This is a genomic window from Citrobacter sp. RHBSTW-00859 (genome assembly GCF_013729795.1).
Taxonomy (GTDB): Bacteria; Pseudomonadota; Gammaproteobacteria; order Enterobacterales; family Enterobacteriaceae; genus Citrobacter; species Citrobacter braakii.
The window spans coordinates 1,548,115-1,569,222 of the sequence record NZ_CP056284.1 but is presented as its reverse complement, the minus strand read 5'-3'; the positions used below and the strand labels follow the sequence as shown (position 1 = coordinate 1,569,222).

Here is a 21,108-nt window from a genome sequence, read left to right as displayed (position 1 = left end):
CAAAAATCACCCAAACAGGTGAGTGTGCATACCCGCAATTTTGCCAGCTGGATCGCGTTTCCGAGATCAGAATTGAAAATATTTATAAACATACTTGCAACATTTCAGCTGGTCAGACCTATACTCTCGGCACTGGTCTGATTTCTAAGTTGTACCTCAGACCCTACACTTCGCGCTCCTGTTACGGTATGTAACATTGTTTGTATAAAAATAAATCAATGAGGTTATGGTCATGAGCCAGAAAACCCTGTTTACAAAGTCTGCTCTCGCAGTCGCAGTGGCAATTATCTCCACACAGGCCTGGTCTGCAGGCTTTCAGTTAAACGAATTTTCTTCCTCTGGCCTTGGCCGGGCATATTCGGGTGAAGGCGCTATTGCAGATGATGCAGGTAACGCCAGTCGTAACCCGGCGCTGATTATGATGTTTGACCGCCCTACTTTTTCAGCGGGTGCGGTGTATATCGATCCAGACGTGAATATTTCCGGTAAATCGCCATACACCGGTCGCAGCACCGATGCGGACAACATCGCGCCTACGGCGTGGGTTCCCAATGCTCACTTCGTGATGCCGATCAACGAACAGTTTGGTTGGGGGGCTTCTGTCACGTCAAACTATGGCCTGGCAACCGAATTTAACGATAACTACATCGTCGGCGAATACGGCGGGAAGACCGATCTTAAAACGGTCAACCTGAACCTGAGCGGTGCCTACCGTCTGAATGATAGCTGGAGCTTTGGCGTTGGTTTTAATGCCGTCTATGCCGATGCAAAAATTGAGCGTTATTCCGGTGAACAAACTGCTGCATTGCCAAAAGTCAGCCAGAAAATTGCCAGCCTGAAAGGTGACGAATGGGGTTACGGCTGGAACGCCGGAATTTTGTACGAGCTGGATAAAAATAACCGCTACGGTTTAACGTATCGGTCTGAAGTCAAAATCGACTTCGATGGCGATTACAAGAGCGGCATCCGCACCCAGGCCAACGCGTTACCTGGCGCAGGCACGGCGTTCCCTTGGGGAACCACCAACGCCACCGTCCCAGGTTCTCTGACGCTTAACCTGCCGGAAATGTGGGAACTGTCGGGTTACAACCGCGTTGCACCACAGTGGGCTATTCACTACAGCATGGCTTACACCAGTTGGAGTCAGTTCCAGGAACTGAAAGCAACCGGCACCAACGGGCAGACGCTGTTCTATAAAGAAGAAGGGTTCAAAGATTCTTACCGCATCGCGCTGGGTACGACTTATTACATGGATAAAAGCTGGACCTTCCGTACCGGTATCGCCTATGACGATAGCCCGGTTCCTGCGAGCAAGCGTTCCATCTCCATTCCAGACCAGGACCGTCTGTGGCTGAGTGCGGGTACCACTTACGCCTTCAATGATGACGCGTCCATTGACGTAGGCGTTTCTTATATGCACGGCCAGAAAGTGACCGTCAAAGAAGGCCCATATACTTTCGATTCTGAAGGTAAAGCCTGGCTGTTCGGTACCAACTTCAACTACGCATTCTGATTTTCTTCAGATATAAAAAAGGTGAGCTTTTTAGCTCACCTTTTTATTTTCATCCTTCCTTACTCAGAATCGATCTCTTTTAAATCGTCCTGAATATCTTTCGCGTTCGGGTTTTCTTCTGGTTTGAGTTTGCCACCGTTCGCAATAAAGTCATGACGCTGGAAGTAAGCTTCTCGCACCATGATGTAAGGGTCGGAAGATTGACGCAGCAGACCGTCGGAATCAAGCAGTTGCGCGCGGGTTTCAATCCCTTCAACCGTCCATTTACCTATCGACAACGGCCAGGTCAGCCAGGACAGTACCGGATACAGCGTATCCACCATGTCGCCGCCATCATCACGCAGCGTGAAGCTGCCGTAGAATGGAAGCTGCATATACGGTCCATAACCAACGTCATAGTGGCCTAACGTACTACCAAAACGGTGTGGTTCAACGCGCTGTAACTTCGGATTAGCCATACCCGCCACGTCGATAAATCCGCCCATACCTAACAGGGTGTTCAGGAAGAAACGGGTGAAGTGCACCATCCCCTGATAGGGGTCGCCTTGCAGGAAGTAGTTGACCATAACGGCCGGCTCTTCAAGGTTGCCGGTAAAATTGCTCAAACCGTTACGCGCTGGCTGCGGGACATAATCACGCCAGGCAACTGCCACCGGTCGAACAACGTATGGATCTAAAACATTAAAGTTGAAGTTGTACATGGTGCGGTTGAACCCTTCAAATGGGTCCGAACGCCCCTGCTGTTCAGTACCAGAGCTCGCACACCCCACCAAAAGTGTGGTTCCCAGCGCAAGCGCCGACAGGCGAAGCTTCATAAGTGTCTCCCTGTGTATTATGGCTATCGCTGATTGCCATCCATGACGGAACGATGACGTATCCGCCTGTTTAGATGTGAGCGATTGTAACAGCACGTCAAATGATGTCTATATACCCTGTGTTACTGATTTGATCATAGCCTGGTAATGCGCACTCCGCGGCGGCTCTATTCTAGCTACCCCAATAAAAACAAACGTTACCATTTTTGCTATCTCAGACTTTCTCCCGCTGATTTTCGGGCAAAAGCCGCTACGCTTTAGCAATACGTGCTAATTCAGGATTCGGCTATGAATGACATTGAGAACGAAAAGATTGATCGGCACAGCGACGAACTCCAGGTCGACAGTGACGAAAAGCTAGAGGGTAAAAAGATTGAGGTCGATGAGGACAGACTCCCCTCCCGCGCCATGGCGATCCATGAACATATCCGCCAGGATGGGGAGAAAGAAATGGAGCGCGACGCGATGGCGCTACTGTGGTCAGCCATCGCTGCGGGACTGTCGATGGGCGCCTCGCTACTGGCTAAAGGAATTTTTCATGTGCAACTGGAAGGTGTGCCTGGGGGATTTTTGCTGGAGAACCTCGGTTATACCTTCGGCTTTATAATTGTCATTATGGCCCGCCAGCAACTGTTTACCGAAAATACCGTCACCGCCGTCCTGCCGGTAATGCAAAACCCTACGCTCGGCAATTTTGGCCTGCTGATGCGCCTGTGGAGCGTGGTTCTGCTGGGTAATATTATTGGCACCGGAGTTGCCGCATGGGCGTTTGAGCATATGCCGATTTTTGATGAAGAAACCCGCGATGCTTTTGTCAAAATCGGCATGGATGTGATGAAAAACACGCCAACGGAGATGTTTTCCAACGCCATCATTTCTGGCTGGTTAATTGCCACAATGGTATGGATGTTTCCCGCCGCCGGTGCGGCAAAGATTGTGGTTATTATTCTGATGACCTGGCTGATTGCGCTGGGCGATACCACGCACATCGTCGTCGGTTCGGTGGAAATTCTCTATCTGGTCTTTAATGGTACGCTGCACTGGAGTGATTTCTTCTGGCCCTTTGCTCTCCCTACGCTCGCCGGGAATATCTGTGGCGGGACGTTTATCTTCGCGCTGATGAGCCACGCGCAGATCCGCAATGATATGAGCAATAAACGCAAAGAAGAAGCCAGGTTGCAAGCCAGGCGGGATGAGCAAAAGCAGAAAAACCAGAAAAAACAGGCGTGAATGGTGACGGTTTGAGCAGTTGGGTGGCCTGAGGCTTACCGTTGTGAGTAAAAAACGCTATACTCGTGCCGCTTCGTCCCCTTAGTTAAATGGATATAACGAGCCCCTCCTAAGGGCTAGTTGCAGGTTCGATTCCTGCAGGGGATACCATTTCACAGTTCGCCACTCTCCGCAGTAGTTCGCAAAATCCCTTACACAGCAAGCTCTCAATAAAATATTAGTTCGCCATAGTTCGCAATAGAACGTTGACAGCCTCATGCTTCGGCGGGTAAAAAACGAGTAAATAATTTTACCCTCCGGAATTTTACCCATGCTCACCATCAAGCAGATCGACGCGGCAAAGCCGAAAGATAAACCGTACCGGCTGCTCGACAGCAACGGGCTGTACCTTTATGTGCCGGTTACCGGAAAGAAAGTCTGGCAATTGCGTTACAAGCTCGATGGTAAAGAGAAGGTGATGACGGTAGGAAAATATCCACTCATGTCATTGCAGGAAGCCAGAGACAAAGCGTGGCTTGCCAAAAAGGATGTTTCTGTCGGTGTCGATCCGGTAAAAGCAAAAAAGCTGTCAGTTAAAGACAACTCGTTCGGCTCTATATACCAGGAATGGTACGAGCACAAAAAACAGGTATGGTCAGAGGTATACAGCACCGAGCTGTCGCGCATGTTCCAGGATGACATTCTGCCGTTGATTGGCGGGATGGAGATTAACGAGATAGAACCAATGCAGATACTGGAAGTGATCCGCAGGTTCGAAGACCGTGGAGCAATGGAACGGGCCAATAAGGCGCGGCGGCGGTGCGGGGAAGTATTCAGGTACGCGATTGTTACCGGCCGCGCGAAGTATAACCCGGCCCCTGATCTTGCTGATGCCATGAAGGGATACCGGAAGAAGAACTACCCTTTCCTTCCTGCAGACCAGATACCAGCATTCAATAAGGCACTGGCTGGGTTCTCCGGGAGCATCGTTTCACGCATAGCAACGCAGGTTCTGCAATACACGGTGCTCAGAACAAAAGAACTCCGGTCCATGCAATGGTCGAACGTCGACTTTGAAACCAGGACGATTACGATCGCCGAAGAGGTGATGAAAGGACGCCGCCCTCATCTTGTTCCAATGTCAGATCAGGTTGTCTCTCTGCTTGAAATGCTGAGGCCGGTAACACAGCCTATATCAAGCTTCGTGTTCGCCGGACGTAATGATAAAACAAAGCCAATCAGTGAGAATGCCGTGCTGCTTGTTATTCGCCAGATAGGATATGAAGGTATAGCAAGTGGCCACGGTTTCCGGCACCAGTTCAGCACAATAATGAATGAACACGAATGGCCCGCTGATGCTATTGAGAAGCAACTGGCGCACGCTAACAGTGGATCAATACGCGGGATTTACAATCACGCTCAGTACATGGATAAGCGCCGGGAGATGATGCAGTGGTGGGCGGACTGGCTTGATGAGAAGGTGTCATAGAAAAGCAGCGCAAAGCCTTGCAAACCGATGATGATACTGCCGGCGATCAACACTGACGCCAGCAAGCATGAGAAAGAACAGATAAGCCGTACTGTTCAGGAAATGTTTGAAGAGGCTGAATTCTGGTTAGTGAGTGAGTAAAGATTTTCAATATCCGCCACAGTTACGTCTTGATTACGCTGTGGCGGATATTCATTTTCGTAAACGTTGGTTTAGGCGGCGGCCTGTCCGGCGTCGTCGGCGCAACGCGCAACGCAGCTATGAGCATCGCTACGGCGTCAGCTACCGCTACTTTTACGGCTGATGAAATTATTGTAGAAACAGCACTGGGCGGTACTCAATATCGACTCAGTTCTTTTAATAAAACTATCAATTTAGGGGTTGTCGGTGCGGGCGGGATGGATGTTGCTGTATCGGCGGGAGTTAGATATTTAGGCATTTATGCAATTTATAACCCGACAACTGGCGCATCTGCTTTACTGTCGACTGCGAATGCAACTGATGCTACCGGCGTATTCTCTACTATATATAACGGCGCTTTGCCATCAGGATACACGGCGTCCGCACTTATCAGCGTTTGGCTTACATCAAGTGGGACGTTTTATGTTGGGTATCAGATTGACCGTAAAGTCTATATAACGTCAAACGTAATCCTGAGTACGACAACAACAGCAACCGCCGCGTCAGTATTAAGTTCCTCATCATCAGCATTTCCAAAAAATGCAAAGACAATCTCCGGGTCAATTGCGACAACCACATCAAGCCAGCAAGTTGCCGAAATTTGGCTATTAGCCTTGCCGATTATCTATAACGGTCCTCGATTCGCCCTTAACTCAATCTGGGCATCAGGCGGCGGCCTGGGTTCCTGCGTTTTCTTTAATGACCATGCAATTACCACGCCGCAGACCATCTATTACAGTGCGTTCTCAACGAATGGCGCGACATTCCAATTTTCAATTAACTTAACAGGATACACATTCTGATGAGCACGAAAATTTATGTGGTTTTAAGCGGTGATGGCAAGTCAATACAGACATATTTTGGCACAACAGATCAGGACCCGGCACAGTGTCCGGGCATTACATCTGTGCAATCCTCAGACCAGATTTATCACGACTATTACGCACTCATGACAACTTACGGGATGCAGTACGGTATGGTCGTGCCTGATTAATTATCGTCATGCCTTGGTAGGAACCGGCCAATACTGCGTCACAATAACTGGGAATGAACTCCAGAAGGCCGCATATCGAGGATCTGATTCATCAACCGTTCCAAGATTTTCGAATGAATCAGGTAATGGGGGGTTACTAAAGTACGTGACGATATCCTTTTCGTCTTTCCCTGAAAACTGAACATAGATTGTCGTCATTTTAACCTCAAAAACTATAACATGTAATATATATGCTAAACGATGGCGTTCCAGTCGATGATGTCAGCGATATTCCCGCCATCTGCGAAGTGGGAATTGATATATTTGAAAACGAAGAGCCAACCGCAGAAAATGCTTGGACCGTAGATGTCATCCCATGCTCACCACTTCGTTGAGAATCAGAAGATATTAATATACTCATCAAACTGGTTTCTGATGAGTACATTAATAATGAACCAGAAACTAAAACAGCGTTAGGTGGTACTAGGGTTGCTATTGAAATAGTGCTACCAGGGGGATACTGAGTTGTGGTTGCCAGCACGGCCCTTGTTGGAGAGGTATTAATATTTCTATTTACTTGTGATCCCGTCAAAAACTGCGACCCTGAACTGGTAGGCCAGACGGATATTAATGCTGACGCAGTATAACCAGCTGGCATATTTGCACCGCCATATACCTGCGGGGCAACAGCTGCCGTGGCATTGACAGCCAGCATCGCACTGGCCGCAGTTGTCGGGTTATAAATCGCATACAGTGCAACATAGCCTGAAACCGGCGCAGTGCCCGTGTCCATCCCGCCAGCGCCGGTTGTAGCTAGGTTGATTGTTTTGTTGAAGCTCCCAAGGCGATATTGCAATCCACCCAGCGCGACACCGACAATCAGCTCATCTGCTGTAAATGTGGCTATTGCTGATGGCGCAGTGACGCTCATTCGTGCGTTTATGGCCGCGCCAACGACACCAGTTAATCCCGAACCTAAACCAAGGTTTGCGAGAGCGTCTGCGGCGTTGTTTGCGCCGAGTCCTCCCTGCTTCAAACTTAACGGGGTGGTCAGCCCTTTCAGCTCTGTGATATCGCTATTTGCCCCTTTCCTGGCGAGACCACCAATGGCCGGAATGGTTACACTGGTCCCATTAATCGTTACGGTGATGCTCTGGTTCGCTGAGATGCTGGCGAACGTCGCCCATGCTCCGATATTCTCGCCGTACTCATTAATAATCTGCGACATACTTTGCGCCAGGCCATCGACTGAGAGGCTGTCGGTAACGAGGATGCCGTACGTCTGTCCGCTCAGTGCCGGTGAAGCAGCCGGGGTAACGGTTAACGATGTGCCGCTGTTGATAGCGGTGATCTGGAACATCTGGACCGGGTTAGACATGACAATAATCGTCTGGCCAGCGCGAACCTGGCTGGCTGGTGCCGTCCAGTTCGTGCCGGTGCCGGTTGCGGTATTACCGTTGATGCTGATGGTTCCGGTGTTATAAATCATATTTTCTCCAGGCATAAAAAAACAGCCGAAGCGGTTAATATGTTAATCGTAGTTTGCCGTTTTTATGGCCGTCGTGGTCGTATGAAAGTCCACGCCGGAAGGTGTCCATGTACCGCTATAGGTGCGGGTCTCCGGGTCATACGTATCCGGAACGCGGATTACGCGCCCTCGCGGTTCGCAGGATATTTGCGGGATAGAGCCGTTAAACTGGCTTGAATCGAATTCGATGTGGAGTAACGCTGTGTTTGGATATCGTAACTTGGCGTCAATAACCTCAGTGAAGCTCTGCAGCGTCATCGTGTCGCTGATTACGCGCTTAATTTCGTACAATTTATTGTCAGGGCCAATGACGATCATGCCCGGCAGAACACCGTTGGCTGTCATTTCCAGCTGATTGAAGCCGTACCGCGCCACCAGCGCCTGCTCAAATACCGGCTCCATCGCATCGGCTCTCCATCTAACTGTGTCGCTCCTTATTAACTAAAGAATCTATCTGTTGCAGGGGAGACGATTACTGTAAATCGGTTTACAGTAAAGTAAAGCGTATTTGGTTGTCCCCCTTGCACCTTCCAGACGTTGACTGTGATTGGTACGTTGACCGCGCCTGCAGGTACATCCACATAACCTACAACGTTTCGGAGGATTGAGGTGGTATTGTTGAACGTTTCATCAAACATAACTACTCCGTTTATCGTTAGCTGGACCCTAAATTGGTTATCTGGTCTAGAAACGCCCATTGAAATGGCTGAATATGGTATGCAAATACGAGCAGGATAATTCAGGCCACCTCTCCAGTATAATGTCTGGCTCCTTCCGTCCCCTCCTGCTATAGACATTTGCGGGAAAGTCCAAATTGCGCAAACGTCACCCTCTATTTTATTAGCTCGGACCGTCCCATTAAAATATCCGTCATTGCCGTAAATTGTACCGCGGACTGTTACGTTATTGAATTCACTATTTCCATTTTTATTGATATGCCAGCCTACCGAACCTGTAACATAGTTGTTGGACTGGATGTAGTTGCCGATTTTGGCGTTACTGATGGTGCCATCGCCTATCACCGTATCCCTGATAATCACCTGCCCGTTCTGAATAACAAACGGTAGCGTAACAGTATCTCCAGCCTGATGAGTCACCGCAAATCGGTCAGCAAGGAAAACAACTTGCGACTGCATACCGTTCGGAGTGTTCTCAACGCCGATCCCCATCCCCGCGGCGTAATACTGTCCGTTGCTGGCCACGCCAACTTTGATTGAGTACAGCGCGGATAAATCACCGTTGATACCTGCAATGGCCTGGGCGTTTGTCGTGATGGATGAGGTATGCCCTTCAACCGTCGCTGTGATGGCGTTGATTTGTGTCGCCGTCGCCTGCTGATAATTCGAAACCGTCTGGCTCAGGCTGTTAATCGAGGATTTATTACCGGCGACGTCCGTTTGCAGACTTAACAGCGATTGAGCAGTGGCCTCCTTCTCATCGACGATAACCTGATCGATGCGGTCCAGCTGCGCGCTGTTTCCGGCAACCGTGGCTGAGAGCGTTTTCCGCGTGGCGACCTGCGCCAGGTTGCTCTGAATAATCGCGATGGCGGAGTTCTTCATCTGCCCGTTCACGCCGTCCATACTTAGCGCGATTTCATCGATTTTAACTGCGGCTTGCGCCAGCCCGTCAGCGTTCTCCTGAATATCTTTGGCCTGTTGCTCAAGGTCATCGACAGCCTGTTTAATATCATTAGCCATGCCAGCGACTTTCTCACTGGTGTCGACAGCATTCTCCATCAGGTCCTTAAACACCAAGGAGTCTTTCATATCCTCCAGGATAGAATCCGTGATATCGGAAACATCGACGCTCGCCTGCCCGCGCACCAAGTCTGTCCATCCGCTCTGATTCCCGATCCTGTCTACAAGACGAGCCCGGTACCAGAACTCCTGCCCAGCCTTTAGCCCCATCTGCTGATAAAGTTTCTGCGGATACGGTACAGATGCCAAAAGCATTGGATTTGAACCGTCAGCTGCAATGCTGTATTGCAGTTCAGTGCTCATGGTGTCACCAGTATTGGCAGGAAATCCCCAGGTAACGTTAACCCCAAAGATGACATCTTCGGAGGCCGTGAGCCCTACAGGTTTTGGAACATCACCCGCACGCCCCGTCAGGTGGGTAAGCGCAGAAGTTGCCCACAGGCTGGATGAACCACCAGAGCTGATAGCGCGGACGCGGACCAGATAATCACCCTCGAAAATGCCAGGCACTTCGATATTGCGAAGACCGGTCTCCGGTACGTTAATCCACTCATTGTCGCCGCGCTTCCACTGTGCCCGATAGGCTATGACATCGGCCTGTGGCTTACCGTTCTTGTCGACAGGTGCATCCCAGGATGCTGTAAGAGTAGCCACTCGCTGCCCCTGGCGCACCGCGTCATAGCTCGCGACCACAATATTGGTCGGCTGGTTGACTAGGCCAGTTGGTATCAGGCTCGTTGGTGGCGTGTCCAGACGGGCATTGTTATCGACCGCATCATATTTTGACGCGTTGTATTCTGCGCCAGTGATGCTGAAGGTATTTTCCTCGTCGTTAAATGTCAGATTGGTGACGCGGAAGTACTGAAGACGCAGCTGACCCGCATCGATGACGAATACTGCGTTAGGTGCTGGCACCGCAGTAAACGGCGTGGACACAATAAGTTGTGTGCCATTTACCGCCTGGATTACCCTGCTTTCAACAATACCACCCTGCGTTCGAATCATCAGCGTATCGCCAGCAACGGCGCTGGTACCGCGATCCGTTGTTACGGCTTTAAGTCCGGCGTTGTAATCAACAACACGTCCACCATAGACCCGCCCTGACAACCGTTCATCAGCAAAAGCGAAAACGGTACCCGGCACATATGCGAATCCATCAAGCCCGGTCTGCAGCGTGATGATGCGGTCAAGAGAGTTCGAATAGACCGCCCAACTTCCACGGCGCTGCGCCTCGCTTTCGCGCGTACATCCGATCGCCGTCAACTGTGTCTGCTTAAACTTAAACTGCTTCACCAACTCAGGGAATATCACGGCGGTGGTGCGATCCTGGTAGTGATTATCCGGGTCGCTGAAGTTAATCAGCGCCGAACTGTAGCGGTTCTTCTCGCTTCCGCTCGAGTAGCTCGGCTTACCTACAACGGATGCGCGGGTGAGTATCTGCAACTTCGACGTGTCTGCCGGCATGTCCGAGACAACATTGAACATGTTGTTGCCCCAGAACGTCATGCCGTTGAAGCCTGCGGCGATATCCTTGATCACCTGCCAGGCGTCGGCCTGAGCCTGAATATAAACGTCAAACATAAAACGAGGCTCGGTACCGCTACCTCCCTTGCCATCCGGCACTTTCTGATCACAACGCTGGGCAATACGATACAACTCCCACTTATCAAGCATCGCTGCCGTAACCCTGCGACCGAGACCAAAGCGGGGTTCAGTCAGAATATCGAACCAAATCCATGCGGGATTATTCGTCCATCCCCATTTGAATGTACCGTCCCATGTACCGCTATACGCACGAGCAATCGGATCGTAGTTCTGAGGGATACGGATTACCCTTCCCTTCGGCTTACATGAAATCTTCGGAATATTGCTGAATGACTTAGCATTGAATGACACATACAGCAGCGCCGTGTGCGGATATCGCAGGCGGGCATCGATTACCTCAGTGATTGCCTGCACCTGGGTTTTGTTCTGCAGCATCTGGCTAGTGCTATCAGCGGTATCTCGAACAACGCGAATCTGCCAACCGGTTGTAGCTTTGGGCAAATTGATACGGTGCGTCAGCTCATAGAGAGAGCTGAGTTTCTCCGTCACCGTTTTGGTCATCACCGTAGAATACGCGCCACCATCAACGGCGAGATCAATATGGTATTGCACGGTTGTACCAACGATATCACCATCATTTTCCTGCTGCTGAAGTCCTGGAATACCAATGCGCACCAGTACGGCATCGATCTGGGTATTACTGATAGCTCGAGTCCATGGGGTGACTTTCGTCAGCGAAACACCAATGCTGGTTTCATTTTCAACTGCCGGGAATCCGGGGATTGGTGTCTGAACCTGAGTGCCAGAACGGAAGTCCCAGGTAACGTTCTCAAAGTTCATCGTACCATCGGCATTGCCCAGCGGAGTGCCGTCTAAGAAAATACGCGTGGCATCCAGCCCACCAGCAAACTCACCTTCACCCAGCGCCAGCAACATACGACAACGCGCCATAGATTGGGCTGAATCAGGCTGTTCTACGGGCGTGTGCTGCTTCTGGCTGCCACCCTTTGCACCAGTAATCTTTGCCATATTGCATCCATAAAAAAAGCACCCGGAGGGGTGCTAATTGAAAGATAAGGAGTCGTCAGATATCTTCGGCAACTATGCCGGCACTGATGATGGCGCCGCCAATCTCGCGCTCACCGTAGAGCACCGCTACCGGGTTACCCATGGCAAGAGTGTTTACCGAACCACCGAAAGCATAGCTGGGTTTATTATCAGGGTCATCACGTCCCTGTAGTCCTCTCGATTGAGGTGATAGCATTTGGTAAATGCCACCGGCCATCATGCCAACACCACCAGCAGCAAGGCTCGCGCCAAAGGTGGCAAGCGCTCCGGAACTGAAATATGATATGGCTATTCCCGCGACCACCATCACAGCACCGAGGATAGTCTGGAATATCCCTGCTTTTTTCGCTCCCTCCATTACAGGTGCAATACGGATATCACTATCCCCCGCCAGTTCTTTAAAGTCCTTCACGCCGATATTGCGTTTCCCACGAAACACGGCGAAAGTCATGCCGTTCTTTTTGGCGTCATAAAGATATTGCTCCAGCCCGTCGAAATTGATGCACAGGGCTTTCACCGCTTCCGCTGACGTTTGCACTGCCAACTTATGCACTCGCCCAAATCGCGCACCCAGCGCGCCGTACAATCGAATCGTGGTTAAGCGCGCCATGGCTGAATCTCCTGCGGCAAATATTTATGACGGACGCAGATCATCGTCCTGTCTTTGAAATAACCTCGCGCATACGGCGTGATACAGGATGGTTGCCCGTACAGATGGTGAAGCAGCTCGCCTTCCTCGGTAATGATCCCCGCGTGGTTCCACTTACTGGATTCAACCTGCATGATGACCATACAGCCTGGCGACGGGTCGCATTCGACAAACCCTTCCCGCTCCCAGTTATCGAAATACAGGTTGTCCGGGTACTGGCTTTCCCACCACGGGTAATCGACGCGGAAATCAGTCAGCGTTACGCTCTGGGTAGCGTGCCAGTCCATGACCAGTCCCCAGCAGTCGTGAGAGCCCAGGATGAACGGGCGGCCAATCAGCGGGATGGCGTCCGGTGTTATCTCGGCATATTCCTCGCAGTCCGGGGCGTAGATGCCCCACACCACACCGGAGTTGTTGCACTGCTGGCGATCGAGGTCGGACGGGATAGGCCGCGAGCCGTCACCCGGATGTGAGTGGATGACACGGATAATCGTGCCGGCATCTTCAGCATTCGCCCAGTGTTCACCATCGATACGGAAATGATCTGTCGGGTTTTCGTGGCTGTTCGGAACCGGGATATAACGCTGGCGCCGCCCCGACTGAATGATGAGACCGCAGCACTCGTGCGGGGATTCCTCCAGCGCATGCGCTCGGATCGCCTTCATAATCGTTTTATTCATTTAGATGTCCGGTTATCGAGAGAAAAGCACGGTTGCTGGATAGCCGCCGAAATCGAGGATTGCGGTATTGGGCTCAGCCAGGCCAGCACCAAACCGCTTACGACAATCGCTCAGACAACCACCGCATACATCCAATGCAGGGTCAGTGACTACATTACCTTTCGCATCGAAATACGCCGTGCCATTGTAGGTACAGCCATCACCGCTGCGGTATTGCCCGCGCAAAGCCCACTCACAGAGTGATGTGATCTGCCGGGTGGGAATAACCAGATTCTGCAAATCCGCCGGGCTGCTAAGAGACCACGACACCACCTCATCATCTTCTGAGGTTTTGGTATCCAGCCAGAAGGTTTGCAAAGAGAACGCTGTCGGATCCGCCGTTGGGTTAACGCCGCCCGGAAAGTTCACCGCGTCAAGATAAACGGCGTAGGTGTCGATGATGCTTACCTTCGCGTTAACCATGTCCTTGAACTGCAGGCAGAGCGCAGTGATATGCCCGTCAAGGTTCGATACGCTAAGTTTCGGCTCAGCGGCCTGGTCGGTCGAGAGAGCGAGGTCAGAAATCTGGAATGGCCAGAAGTCGAAGGTTTTACCATCCCAAAATATGGGCTTTGGTCCAAGTTTAGTCTCATCGCCTTTCGCCGCTTCGATCTCGGCGGGTGTATGGGGAAATGGACTGTAGTGGAAGCGATGAATACCGCCACTGAACTCTGAAGCATCTACTTCAACCAGCCGGACTCTACCGCCCGGCGCCAGCATTGCAGCTGTATCAATCAGTGCTGTCATGCTCCACCTCAGGCATAGACGCCATAGGCGCGTTTAATCGTGAATGTCAGCTCAGCGAATTTGCTGCTAATCTGGTTTTTGCGCACGGAGTCGGCGACAACGCGGTACAGCCCCTTCTCTTCTCCCGGCGGTGTGATGATGAAAGCCTTAACGGTATGCTCCAACAGGAAGTCGCGAACTACGTTAACTTCCGCCTCCGTTCCTGCGTGCTTCATTGGAACCTGAATGGCGGTGGAGTTAATACCGTTCTCAGCTACCTGCTCATAACCATCACCGAACTGTGCTGATCTTACGGTCTGACTGTATTCCACTGCGCCAGCACCGAGTTGTGAGTGCCAGTTATATGTCTCAACGGCCATATTTGCTCCATAAAAAAAACCACCCAAGGGTGGCTACTGTCTGAATATCAGGATGTTGCTAACTGATAACCCTGGTTAATGTGTAGACTCAGCCCGTCAGCGGTGGGACGCTGACGCACTCTGGGAAGGAGGGATGGCTGATTACCTCTGGTTAAGGGAATTTAAAATGGGAAAGTTTTCCATCACATCAATTCGGGATATTGACTGGCAGTCAGACCCATCAAGAACAGGAAACTGCAATGTAACTATTGGCCTCAATACGCCCGCGGGATTCACACAAGTCACATTCGATCCAGGCGATATGGACATCAGAAAATCAACTATCGAAGAGCTTGAAAAGGTGGCTATTGAGAAATTCCACGAGCGGCTAAAGTAGCCGTATCGATATAAGCACTAAATTCGTTAATTCGATTTCTGATAACACTCTCAAAGCAGGAAAGCGCCTCGTTCGTGTCACTGACCTGCTTTTTAAGAGCTGAGACATCTTTCTCCAGCGCTTCAATGCGTTCTTCTAAAGTCATAACGTTCTCCTGCCTTTCGGCTATAGATGTAAAAAACCCGCCGTTAAGCGGGTTTGAGATGTCCTGAATTCTCAGGAGATTTGCCGAGGCTTCGGCTGATTAAAAGATCTTGCGCAAATCCACTCCATACACAGCAAGCCATGCCGCACGGGGCCATGACTTAACCGAGCCAAAACGCGGGTCGTTAACATCATGTGGGGTGGAGTCATTCTCCCGACACCATTTACGCAGAGGCTGCCAGGGGAACTTCTTTCCGAGCTTCTTCTCTACCGGGATAATAGCTGCATAGTTTTTCCCTTCACCAAGGCGTTCTGCCAACTTATTTTTCTCGCGCACAGCGATAGAGGCAGTCGTCATAGCTGTTACTTCTCGCTTCTCGGAAATCCAGCGTTTCTCTTTAACTGCACGATCGCGCTGTTCAATGACAATCCTGTTCATTTTCACCTGAGAAAGCAGATTTTCAAGAGCCTGCTCGTAAGTATCCGGCAATGCCATGTTTTCACGTGGACGGAAGTACGCTTCCTCTAACACCTCGTAATAATCCCAGGCAAGGTCAGTTTCAAGCATCTTCGCGTGCCTAGAAGCTCCGCGATCAGTCCACAGAACAACACTTTTTGCACGCTTTCCAACTACCCCGATAATTTCGGGTCTGTTCTTCAGATCCCGAAGCTCCTCGCCAACCACCTTGAAGTAATGTTTACCCTCTTCGAAACGGCTTTTGTTATTGAGAAAATTATCGCTAATGTTTTTTTCAGTCGCGCCATACCCATTAGCAAGAAATTCAGTGGTAACAACTCGTTTACCGCGGTACGTTATTTCTGGCACGTGGGGTGTAGTGACAATTGAGCCTACATTTGCTACATTCTTAGAAGTCATTCGACATTCCTTATGTAAGAGTTAGGGTTTGTGACATAGCCGCCAGCTGTAACTGGCGGTTTTTCTTTACTGCAAGTAGCTAGTGCGATGTTTAACACCTCCTTTTGATCTCCCTTTCATGTTCATCGTGTACATCCAGAACATATTCATTGTCGAGTTAAGGCGAGCAGCCATCTTTGGATCGAAGGCGTTTATTTGCTGGCGAGCTGAATCCCATGTTTCACAAATCAGCACAAGACTTGAAATAAGACCATCGTCTTTCTCATCCTTTTTGCTGTACTTACCAGTCTTACGAATTGAAGTAAGAACTTCCGCAGTAACCCATTTGCGAAACTGATGAGGGATAGAGACGAAATTTACGGCATCGCGACAGCGGAGCACCAATGTAAACATCCCTGATTCACTGATGATATTAGCCTCGCCCTGACGCCCTAAGTTGAACTTAGACCGTTCATCATCGTCTAGAGATTTCAATGACATAGACGGGTTGCTCAATTTGAGTGCTTTGCAAACATCCTCTGCTACAAACCACGGTTCTCCATCCTTCGTTATGACACGAACATCATGAAAGCCAAACTTAAAGATGGTGAATTCTGGTACTGGTTTTGTTAAACTTTTCATGTCGATATTTCCTAGTCGGTTATTTTCGATAGAAGCCCGGTTAGTGTTCGCGCACTTCCGGGCTTCGCTGTATTTAGCGACCATTCGCCACCTCTTCCCTCACGCCCTTCGCCAGCAGACGAACAATTGCAGAGTTCAGAGAAATGCAGTCCATCTCAGCCAAGCGCCGGATATCTTTATCCAAACTAGCTGGTAGACGAAGGTTTAGCTTGATGTTCTTCCGTTCTGTAAAAAGTGATTCTTGCATATCAATCTCCATCTTTGGGGCCAAGTTAACACCTGATATTAAATTAACACCATTGCAGCATATGTCAAGTTGGCCCCATAATAAATTCAGGAAATAATTTTGAGGATTACCATGAGCAAGTATCCAAGTCAGATGCAGGATAAGTTCAACCTTCGCTTCCCGGACGGGATGCGGGATGCAATTGCAGAGAGAGCTAAGCAGAATGGTAGGTCGATGAATTCAGAGATCGTGCAGATTCTTGAAGATGCACTTTCTGGGAAAGCGAAGTCCATCAAATTCGATATGGTTAATGGAAAGCCAATAGAGATTAAAAATGTAGATAATCCAGAAGGTATAATTAAGGCACTAACCGCTTTCGCTGAGGCCCTTACTGAGATGCACAAAAACCCGGCCGATGTAGATATAAAGGAGTTGTTAAGTGACGACAAAGATCCAACCTGACCGCGCTACGCCACCACCCAACTGTTAAAGAGCACCTACCCCGTATAGCGCGGGTGGGTGCTGGAAGCTAGGTGCTGTAGTGCAGAAATTACCCGTGGGGTAATTTGAATAGATATGGTGATGTGGTCGTAGCACACAATGCTAAAAAGCCCACCTGAGTGGGCTGTGATTAAAGATCCGTGTTGGGTTTAGTGTTATGGGAGCAGCATAATCACATATTTTTGTAGTAACCCACCTTCGCATCGAAATCCTGTTTAGCGAGTGGTGTTTGGCTAGTTACGTATGTTTCCCAAGAGCTGTACGCCTCGATGAGCGCTCTTTTTTCATCTGCATTATTGGTGCTTTCCTTCATGATATCGAAAGCGCCTGATGCTATTTCCTTCCGCTTATCCTTTCTATTTGCCCCACACGATGCAATTGCGTCAGCGACAGAAGAATTCCACCCAACAAGCTGAAGGATATCCAGCCTTTTTTGAGTTACGAACTGATCAGCTGAGGCATTGCGAGCCTGCACAGAGAGAAACTCTGCGAAGTCTTTTTTGTTTGTCGGCGAATGAGAAGGTGCTTCGATAGCAACATCGCATTTTGAAAGCTCATCATACTTGGCTTGCTTTTGAGTGTTGCTGCTTGAGCCACTCACAGTACACGCAGAAAGCGCTAAGGCTAGCACAGCAGTCACAAAGACCTTTTTCATTATCATCCCCTGATTAGTATGGTTTTGAGCATAATAACCAAGGGATGCTTTGGTGTAACTAGGTACGTGTGATATTGCTTTCTCAAAATGACTTCAATGAGAATTACTTCGGCTGGAACTGTCGTCCGAGCAATCCATCACTCCTGGATGCCCTCACTAGGACTTCAGTCACCTTGGCTTCGATCTCCTTTCCTAACGCTCTTGCTGCATCACTCCCATCACCAGAAGTGGTTGATGATGAGTTGCCCTTATTATCGACGTAAATATCAATATTGACCTGAGGTTGGGACCCACCGCCTCCTTGCGCCCTTACGCCAAGTCGTCCAGCAGAGTCTCGAGTTAGCGGCATAATTGCTTCAGCGCCGGCCTCGGCAAACACACCGCCCTTGGCAAACTTCGACGCGCCCTGGAAGGTGAAATACTGAGGAGAATCGTAGACACCATTTACATACTTACTAAGACCCGGCGAATCATAGACGCCTCCTTTAGCATTCGGGGTGTAAGACGGAACAGCAAATGATTGCCCTCCTCCGGGGGATGATGATGCACCGCCATTTATCCAGCCCATAGCTGCTTGCACTGCATAGGCAACCATCAACTGGTTTACGACCTGCGTGATCATCTTCAGCATCGACATCCCAAATGACTTAATCGATGCTTTACCAGTGGTCATAAGGTCGGTAAGCATGTCGGATAGTCCGGTAAGAGCTGAACCAGCAACGCCCTTCACTGCGCTGTAGGTATCGGTCGCAGCCTCCAGATATTCATTCCATCCGCTCAATGCACCTGCTTTCCAGTCTCCCCGCAACTTATCCTCTTCGGCATAGTAGTTACGAAGGGCAGCTAGCTCTTTCTCATAGCCTGTATCTTCGAGCTTACCGCCTCCGTTTAGCCACCCCTGACGGAGTTGCGCTTCTTCCATCATGCGCTGCGTTTGGCGACCACTGAGACCTGCACTGTCACGCAAAGCATCGGTCTTTTCCGACATCTGCGTGAAGTATTTATTCGCCTGCTGCGCCAGGCCGTTAATCTTCTGCTGGGCCTCAACTTCCTTGTTCTTTTGGTCAACAATCTTGGCAGCGTTAAGAATGGCTTCACGGCTCGACAGGAGTGATTTTTCCTGCGTGGTTAGGGCTCGGGTTTTGGCTGCCTCGTCCAGTTCCGCAAAGCGTGACTGCTGTTTGCTGAGTTCGGTATTTCTGACCTGAGTATCACCAGTTTGACGTAGCGTTTCGAGGGTCTGAGTCAGTGTTCTCGATTGAGCCTGGTAGTTCTCGATGGTGCGATCACCAGCATCAACCTTTACGGTGGGTGATTTGGGGTTATTCTTTTTGTCACGCTGCTTTATTGCATCCTCGACCTCACGCTGGCGCAACGCAATGAGTTGCTGAGCGTTTGCAATTGCCTCTTTATCTCCAGAGAAAGCAATTTTCCTTGACTGCTCTCGAGCCTCTTTAAGCCTTGCCTCTGCTCCTGCAACGCGATCGGTTGATTCCCACGTTTTATTGATCCAGTCAACTGAGTCTGCGACTGCTTTATTGCCATCGATTGTCAGCTGGTTCATCGTTTTTTGCAGGTCAATTCCCTGCTCAATGAATTTCAGCCCATAATCAATACCACCGCCAAGCGCGACGTTCTGCTTGCCGAGATTTGAACCAGTATACTTGTTCTTCTCCTTTATAGCGGCTTCTGACCACGCGTCACCGATCTTAAGAATCTCTCGTCGATGAGCGTCAATGTCAGCATTCAGTGCAGTGAAATTGCCCGTGCTTTTGTATTTTTCAACCTCTTTCCTCGCTTCATCATAGCTATAGCCGACATCAATCAGTTTTTTAATTGATTCGCTGGCTCCATCATTGGTGGTAATGAACATCTTGCTAACTTCATCAATCGCCTTACCTGTTTTGTCAGATATGGCGACCATGTTAAGCGCGAGCCGTTCAGCAGCATCACCACTAGCACCAAGAGAAGATGTCGTTATTTTTGATGCTTCATCAATCTGCTGCCGCGCCTTGTACACAGCAACAGCCAACACGCCAAATGCTAGCGCTGACAAACTAAGTGCAGCATTTATTGGATTCAGGAAGGACAAAAACACTTTGAGGGTATTACCAACACCACCAAATGAATCTTTAATCTGCCCACCCTGCTGCAGCAGGATCAGGAATGGAGACTGCCCACCAGCTAACTGCGTTGCAATATCAGTGAACTGCGCAGGAAGCATCCGCAGCGCCTGGTTATATTGCCCAACAGATAAGCCAGCGCGGCGCGCAGCAACTTCCTGCCGCGATAACGCCTCAGGGAGCACGTCAGCCACACTGGATAGGCGCTGGCGTGTCTGATTCAGGACATCGTTAAAGTGTTCAAACTGGGCACCGTTGATGCGGCCTGCTTCGAAGTGGGCCACCAACTGCGCATGCTGCTCATCCAGCGAGTTGAATGCACGGATCGTCGGGTCAATGGAGCCCAGCAGGCCTTTTAGTGCTGCGGATTGCTTCTCAGCGGCCTGGGTGGCCGCCAGCTCGGCCTGCGCTTTCGCCGCCGCTTCGCCAGTGTCGGTTAGCTTTAGGCGAGTGTCGTCCAGAATTTTGCTATACGCCTGGAACGAATCGGTATCCAGAAACCCCTTCGACTGGAAGTTACGTAGCGCAGCCTGCTGCTCGTCAAGCCGGTTCAGCGCCTTGTTTACCGGGTCGATGTTCTCCAGCAACCCCTTCAGCGCGGTCTGCTGTTCCTTAATACCTGCCGTGCCTTGTTTGGTCGACTCAGCGCCAGCACGGAAAACACTGTTCAGGTCATCAGCCTTGCCGACGGCACCTGCCGCTGCCTCTCCGAGTTTATCCAGTTCATTGCTGGCTGTTTTCAGGTCGGCAACATCGGCCCGCAAAGTAATCGAGGCGATCTGGTCTGTCATTACTTCGTCTCCTTATGCATTACTTTGAGAGCCTCGCTTTCCATAATTTGAAGGTCAGCCATGCAGGCCGCCGCATCCTCAACCCCATGTAACTCGAACATCCAGGGGAGAACGTTGTAATCAAGGCCGGTCGCCCCGCTCGCGCCGACTCGCCACTGGGTCGCCAGGGAAGAGAAGATGGTGAAGGACCTCCACACCGAGGGCAGGATCCCCACCTCTTCCTCCACGTCCTCAGGCGTCAAACCAAAAGCGCTCAGCTCCGCGAGCGTCGGTCCCGGCGTATACAATGCTGCGGCGACC

The 21,108-nt window shown here is 50.3% G+C and carries 21 protein-coding genes, 1 tRNA gene and 3 pseudogenes; 10 read left to right on the top strand and 15 right to left on the bottom strand.

Annotated elements, in window-relative coordinates; genetic code table 11:
- Positions 1-232 precede the first annotated feature (232 nt).
- A complete protein-coding gene (fadL, locus tag HV302_RS07810) occupies positions 233-1,513 on the top strand; it encodes a long-chain fatty acid transporter FadL (RefSeq protein WP_016157062.1) in 1,281 nt (426 codons plus the stop codon).
- Positions 1,514-1,572: 59 nt separating this feature from the next.
- On the opposite strand, the gene mlaA is transcribed toward fadL, so the two are convergent.
- On the bottom strand, positions 1,573-2,328 hold the full coding sequence (gene mlaA / locus HV302_RS07805) for a phospholipid-binding lipoprotein MlaA (RefSeq protein ID WP_003028190.1): 756 nt from the start codon (positions 2,326-2,328) through the stop codon (positions 1,573-1,575).
- A gap of 288 nt (positions 2,329-2,616) precedes the next feature.
- Between mlaA and HV302_RS07800 the strand changes: the two genes are divergently transcribed.
- From HV302_RS07800 to HV302_RS07770, 7 genes and pseudogenes are all read left to right on the top strand, one after another.
- Positions 2,617-3,558, top strand: coding sequence for a formate/nitrite transporter family protein (locus tag HV302_RS07800; RefSeq protein ID WP_047416338.1), 942 nt, complete (start codon positions 2,617-2,619; stop codon positions 3,556-3,558).
- A gap of 75 nt (positions 3,559-3,633) precedes the next feature.
- Positions 3,634-3,708, top strand: a tRNA-Arg gene (locus tag HV302_RS07795).
- Positions 3,709-3,868: 160 nt separating this feature from the next.
- Positions 3,869-5,026: a tyrosine-type recombinase/integrase gene (locus tag HV302_RS07790; protein ID WP_181627159.1), complete on the top strand. Its 1,158-nt coding sequence runs from the start codon at positions 3,869-3,871 to the stop codon at positions 5,024-5,026.
- A 21-nt stretch (positions 5,027-5,047) separates the two neighbouring features.
- Positions 5,048-5,167 (top strand): annotated as a pseudogene (locus tag HV302_RS07785) (DinI-like family protein); the annotation flags it as partial.
- Entirely contained in the window at positions 5,160-5,330 is a 171-nt protein-coding gene (locus HV302_RS07780; RefSeq protein WP_191212338.1) for a hypothetical protein, read from the top strand. The pseudogene HV302_RS07785 and the gene HV302_RS07780, both read left to right, overlap by 8 nt.
- Positions 5,287-6,009: a phage tail protein gene (locus tag HV302_RS07775; protein WP_191212337.1), complete on the top strand. Its 723-nt coding sequence runs from the start codon at positions 5,287-5,289 to the stop codon at positions 6,007-6,009. Before HV302_RS07780 ends, HV302_RS07775 begins: the two co-directional genes overlap by 44 nt.
- A complete protein-coding gene (locus tag HV302_RS07770) occupies positions 6,009-6,200 on the top strand; it encodes a hypothetical protein (protein ID WP_181627156.1) in 192 nt (63 codons plus the stop codon). The genes HV302_RS07775 and HV302_RS07770 overlap by 1 nt, the downstream gene beginning before the upstream one ends.
- Before the next feature lie 205 nt (positions 6,201-6,405).
- Here the strand turns inward: HV302_RS07770 and HV302_RS28215 are convergent, their stop codons facing one another.
- Positions 6,406-7,407: a hypothetical protein gene (locus tag HV302_RS28215; protein ID WP_326928770.1), complete on the bottom strand. Its 1,002-nt coding sequence runs from the start codon at positions 7,405-7,407 to the stop codon at positions 6,406-6,408.
- 43 nt (positions 7,408-7,450) lie between these two features.
- Here HV302_RS28215 and HV302_RS28210 point away from each other — a divergent pair, with 43 nt between their 5' ends.
- Positions 7,451-7,663 (top strand): hypothetical protein, encoded by a 213-nt coding sequence (locus HV302_RS28210; RefSeq protein WP_326928769.1) that lies wholly within the window; start codon positions 7,451-7,453, stop codon positions 7,661-7,663.
- Positions 7,664-7,770: 107 nt separating this feature from the next.
- On the opposite strand, the pseudogene HV302_RS07755 reads toward HV302_RS28210, so the two are convergent.
- The 10 genes and pseudogenes from HV302_RS07755 to HV302_RS07710 all read right to left on the bottom strand — a co-directional run.
- Positions 7,771-7,977 (bottom strand): annotated as a pseudogene (locus HV302_RS07755) (hypothetical protein); the annotation flags it as partial.
- A 167-nt stretch (positions 7,978-8,144) separates the two neighbouring features.
- Complete coding sequence (locus tag HV302_RS07750; RefSeq protein WP_181627155.1) at positions 8,145-11,981, bottom strand: phage tail tip fiber protein; 3,837 nt, start codon at positions 11,979-11,981, stop codon at positions 8,145-8,147.
- Between the two features lie 55 nt (positions 11,982-12,036).
- Entirely contained in the window at positions 12,037-12,630 is a 594-nt protein-coding gene (locus HV302_RS07745; protein WP_181627154.1) for a tail assembly protein, read from the bottom strand.
- The gene (locus tag HV302_RS07740; RefSeq protein ID WP_181627153.1) at positions 12,618-13,349 is read right to left on the bottom strand and encodes a C40 family peptidase; all 732 of its coding nucleotides are present in this window, start codon (positions 13,347-13,349) and stop codon (positions 12,618-12,620) included. The genes HV302_RS07745 and HV302_RS07740 overlap by 13 nt, the downstream gene beginning before the upstream one ends.
- A gap of 12 nt (positions 13,350-13,361) precedes the next feature.
- Positions 13,362-14,135, bottom strand: coding sequence for a phage minor tail protein L (locus HV302_RS07735; RefSeq protein WP_181627152.1), 774 nt, complete (start codon positions 14,133-14,135; stop codon positions 13,362-13,364).
- Between the two features lie 8 nt (positions 14,136-14,143).
- Positions 14,144-14,494: a phage tail protein gene (locus HV302_RS07730; RefSeq protein ID WP_181627151.1), complete on the bottom strand. Its 351-nt coding sequence runs from the start codon at positions 14,492-14,494 to the stop codon at positions 14,144-14,146.
- A gap of 344 nt (positions 14,495-14,838) precedes the next feature.
- Entirely contained in the window at positions 14,839-15,015 is a 177-nt protein-coding gene (locus HV302_RS07725; protein WP_158513309.1) for a hypothetical protein, read from the bottom strand.
- A gap of 99 nt (positions 15,016-15,114) precedes the next feature.
- Positions 15,115-15,891, bottom strand: coding sequence for an ORF6N domain-containing protein (locus tag HV302_RS07720; RefSeq protein WP_181627150.1), 777 nt, complete (start codon positions 15,889-15,891; stop codon positions 15,115-15,117).
- A gap of 270 nt (positions 15,892-16,161) precedes the next feature.
- A pseudogene (locus HV302_RS28205) lies at positions 16,162-16,512 on the bottom strand (BRO-N domain-containing protein); the annotation flags it as partial.
- 73 nt (positions 16,513-16,585) lie between these two features.
- Entirely contained in the window at positions 16,586-16,759 is a 174-nt protein-coding gene (locus tag HV302_RS07710) for a toxin-antitoxin system HicB family antitoxin (RefSeq protein ID WP_181627148.1), read from the bottom strand.
- Between the two features lie 111 nt (positions 16,760-16,870).
- On the opposite strand from HV302_RS07710, the gene HV302_RS28200 reads away from it, so the two are divergent.
- A complete protein-coding gene (locus HV302_RS28200) occupies positions 16,871-17,200 on the top strand; it encodes an Arc family DNA-binding protein (protein WP_326928768.1) in 330 nt (109 codons plus the stop codon).
- A gap of 211 nt (positions 17,201-17,411) precedes the next feature.
- Here the strand turns inward: HV302_RS28200 and HV302_RS07700 are convergent, their stop codons facing one another.
- The 3 genes from HV302_RS07700 to HV302_RS07690 all read right to left on the bottom strand — a co-directional run bounded on the left by HV302_RS07700 (position 17,412) and on the right by HV302_RS07690 (position 21,095).
- Positions 17,412-17,894, bottom strand: coding sequence for a membrane lipoprotein lipid attachment site-containing protein (locus tag HV302_RS07700; RefSeq protein ID WP_181627147.1), 483 nt, complete (start codon positions 17,892-17,894; stop codon positions 17,412-17,414).
- A gap of 103 nt (positions 17,895-17,997) precedes the next feature.
- Entirely contained in the window at positions 17,998-20,808 is a 2,811-nt protein-coding gene (locus HV302_RS07695; RefSeq protein ID WP_181627146.1) for a phage tail tape measure protein, read from the bottom strand.
- Complete coding sequence (locus tag HV302_RS07690; RefSeq protein ID WP_016247126.1) at positions 20,808-21,095, bottom strand: DUF1799 domain-containing protein; 288 nt, start codon at positions 21,093-21,095, stop codon at positions 20,808-20,810. Before HV302_RS07690 ends, HV302_RS07695 begins: the two co-directional genes overlap by 1 nt.
- Between the last annotated feature and the right edge of the window lie 13 nt (positions 21,096-21,108).

What these genes read in the sequence shown, in the direction of transcription:
- HV302_RS28215 (WP_326928770.1), bottom strand. Translation starts at nt 7,407, where the DNA reads ATGTCGCAGATTATTAATGAGTACGGCGAGAATATCGGAGCATGGGCG.
- HV302_RS07730 (WP_181627151.1), bottom strand. Translation starts at nt 14,494, where the DNA reads ATGGCCGTTGAGACATATAACTGGCACTCACAACTCGGTGCTGGCGCA.
- HV302_RS07695 (WP_181627146.1), bottom strand. Translation starts at nt 20,808, where the DNA reads ATGACAGACCAGATCGCCTCGATTACTTTGCGGGCCGATGTTGCCGAC.
- HV302_RS07725 (WP_158513309.1), bottom strand. Translation starts at nt 15,015, where the DNA reads ATGACTTTAGAAGAACGCATTGAAGCGCTGGAGAAAGATGTCTCAGCT.
- HV302_RS07700 (WP_181627147.1), bottom strand. Translation starts at nt 17,894, where the DNA reads ATGAAAAAGGTCTTTGTGACTGCTGTGCTAGCCTTAGCGCTTTCTGCG.
- HV302_RS07750 (WP_181627155.1), bottom strand. Translation starts at nt 11,981, where the DNA reads ATGGCAAAGATTACTGGTGCAAAGGGTGGCAGCCAGAAGCAGCACACG.
- HV302_RS07775 (WP_191212337.1), top strand. Translation starts at nt 5,287, where the DNA reads ATGAGCATCGCTACGGCGTCAGCTACCGCTACTTTTACGGCTGATGAA.
- HV302_RS07710 (WP_181627148.1), bottom strand. Translation starts at nt 16,759, where the DNA reads ATGCAAGAATCACTTTTTACAGAACGGAAGAACATCAAGCTAAACCTT.
- HV302_RS28200 (WP_326928768.1), top strand. Translation starts at nt 16,871, where the DNA reads ATGAGCAAGTATCCAAGTCAGATGCAGGATAAGTTCAACCTTCGCTTC.
- HV302_RS07800 (WP_047416338.1), top strand. Translation starts at nt 2,617, where the DNA reads ATGAATGACATTGAGAACGAAAAGATTGATCGGCACAGCGACGAACTC.
- HV302_RS07770 (WP_181627156.1), top strand. Translation starts at nt 6,009, where the DNA reads ATGAGCACGAAAATTTATGTGGTTTTAAGCGGTGATGGCAAGTCAATA.
- fadL (WP_016157062.1), top strand. Translation starts at nt 233, where the DNA reads ATGAGCCAGAAAACCCTGTTTACAAAGTCTGCTCTCGCAGTCGCAGTG.
- HV302_RS07745 (WP_181627154.1), bottom strand. Translation starts at nt 12,630, where the DNA reads ATGGCGCGCTTAACCACGATTCGATTGTACGGCGCGCTGGGTGCGCGA.
- HV302_RS07735 (WP_181627152.1), bottom strand. Translation starts at nt 14,135, where the DNA reads ATGACAGCACTGATTGATACAGCTGCAATGCTGGCGCCGGGCGGTAGA.
- mlaA (WP_003028190.1), bottom strand. Translation starts at nt 2,328, where the DNA reads ATGAAGCTTCGCCTGTCGGCGCTTGCGCTGGGAACCACACTTTTGGTG.
- HV302_RS28210 (WP_326928769.1), top strand. Translation starts at nt 7,451, where the DNA reads ATGCCGTACGTCTGTCCGCTCAGTGCCGGTGAAGCAGCCGGGGTAACG.
- HV302_RS07790 (WP_181627159.1), top strand. Translation starts at nt 3,869, where the DNA reads ATGCTCACCATCAAGCAGATCGACGCGGCAAAGCCGAAAGATAAACCG.
- HV302_RS07740 (WP_181627153.1), bottom strand. Translation starts at nt 13,349, where the DNA reads ATGAATAAAACGATTATGAAGGCGATCCGAGCGCATGCGCTGGAGGAA.
- HV302_RS07720 (WP_181627150.1), bottom strand. Translation starts at nt 15,891, where the DNA reads ATGACTTCTAAGAATGTAGCAAATGTAGGCTCAATTGTCACTACACCC.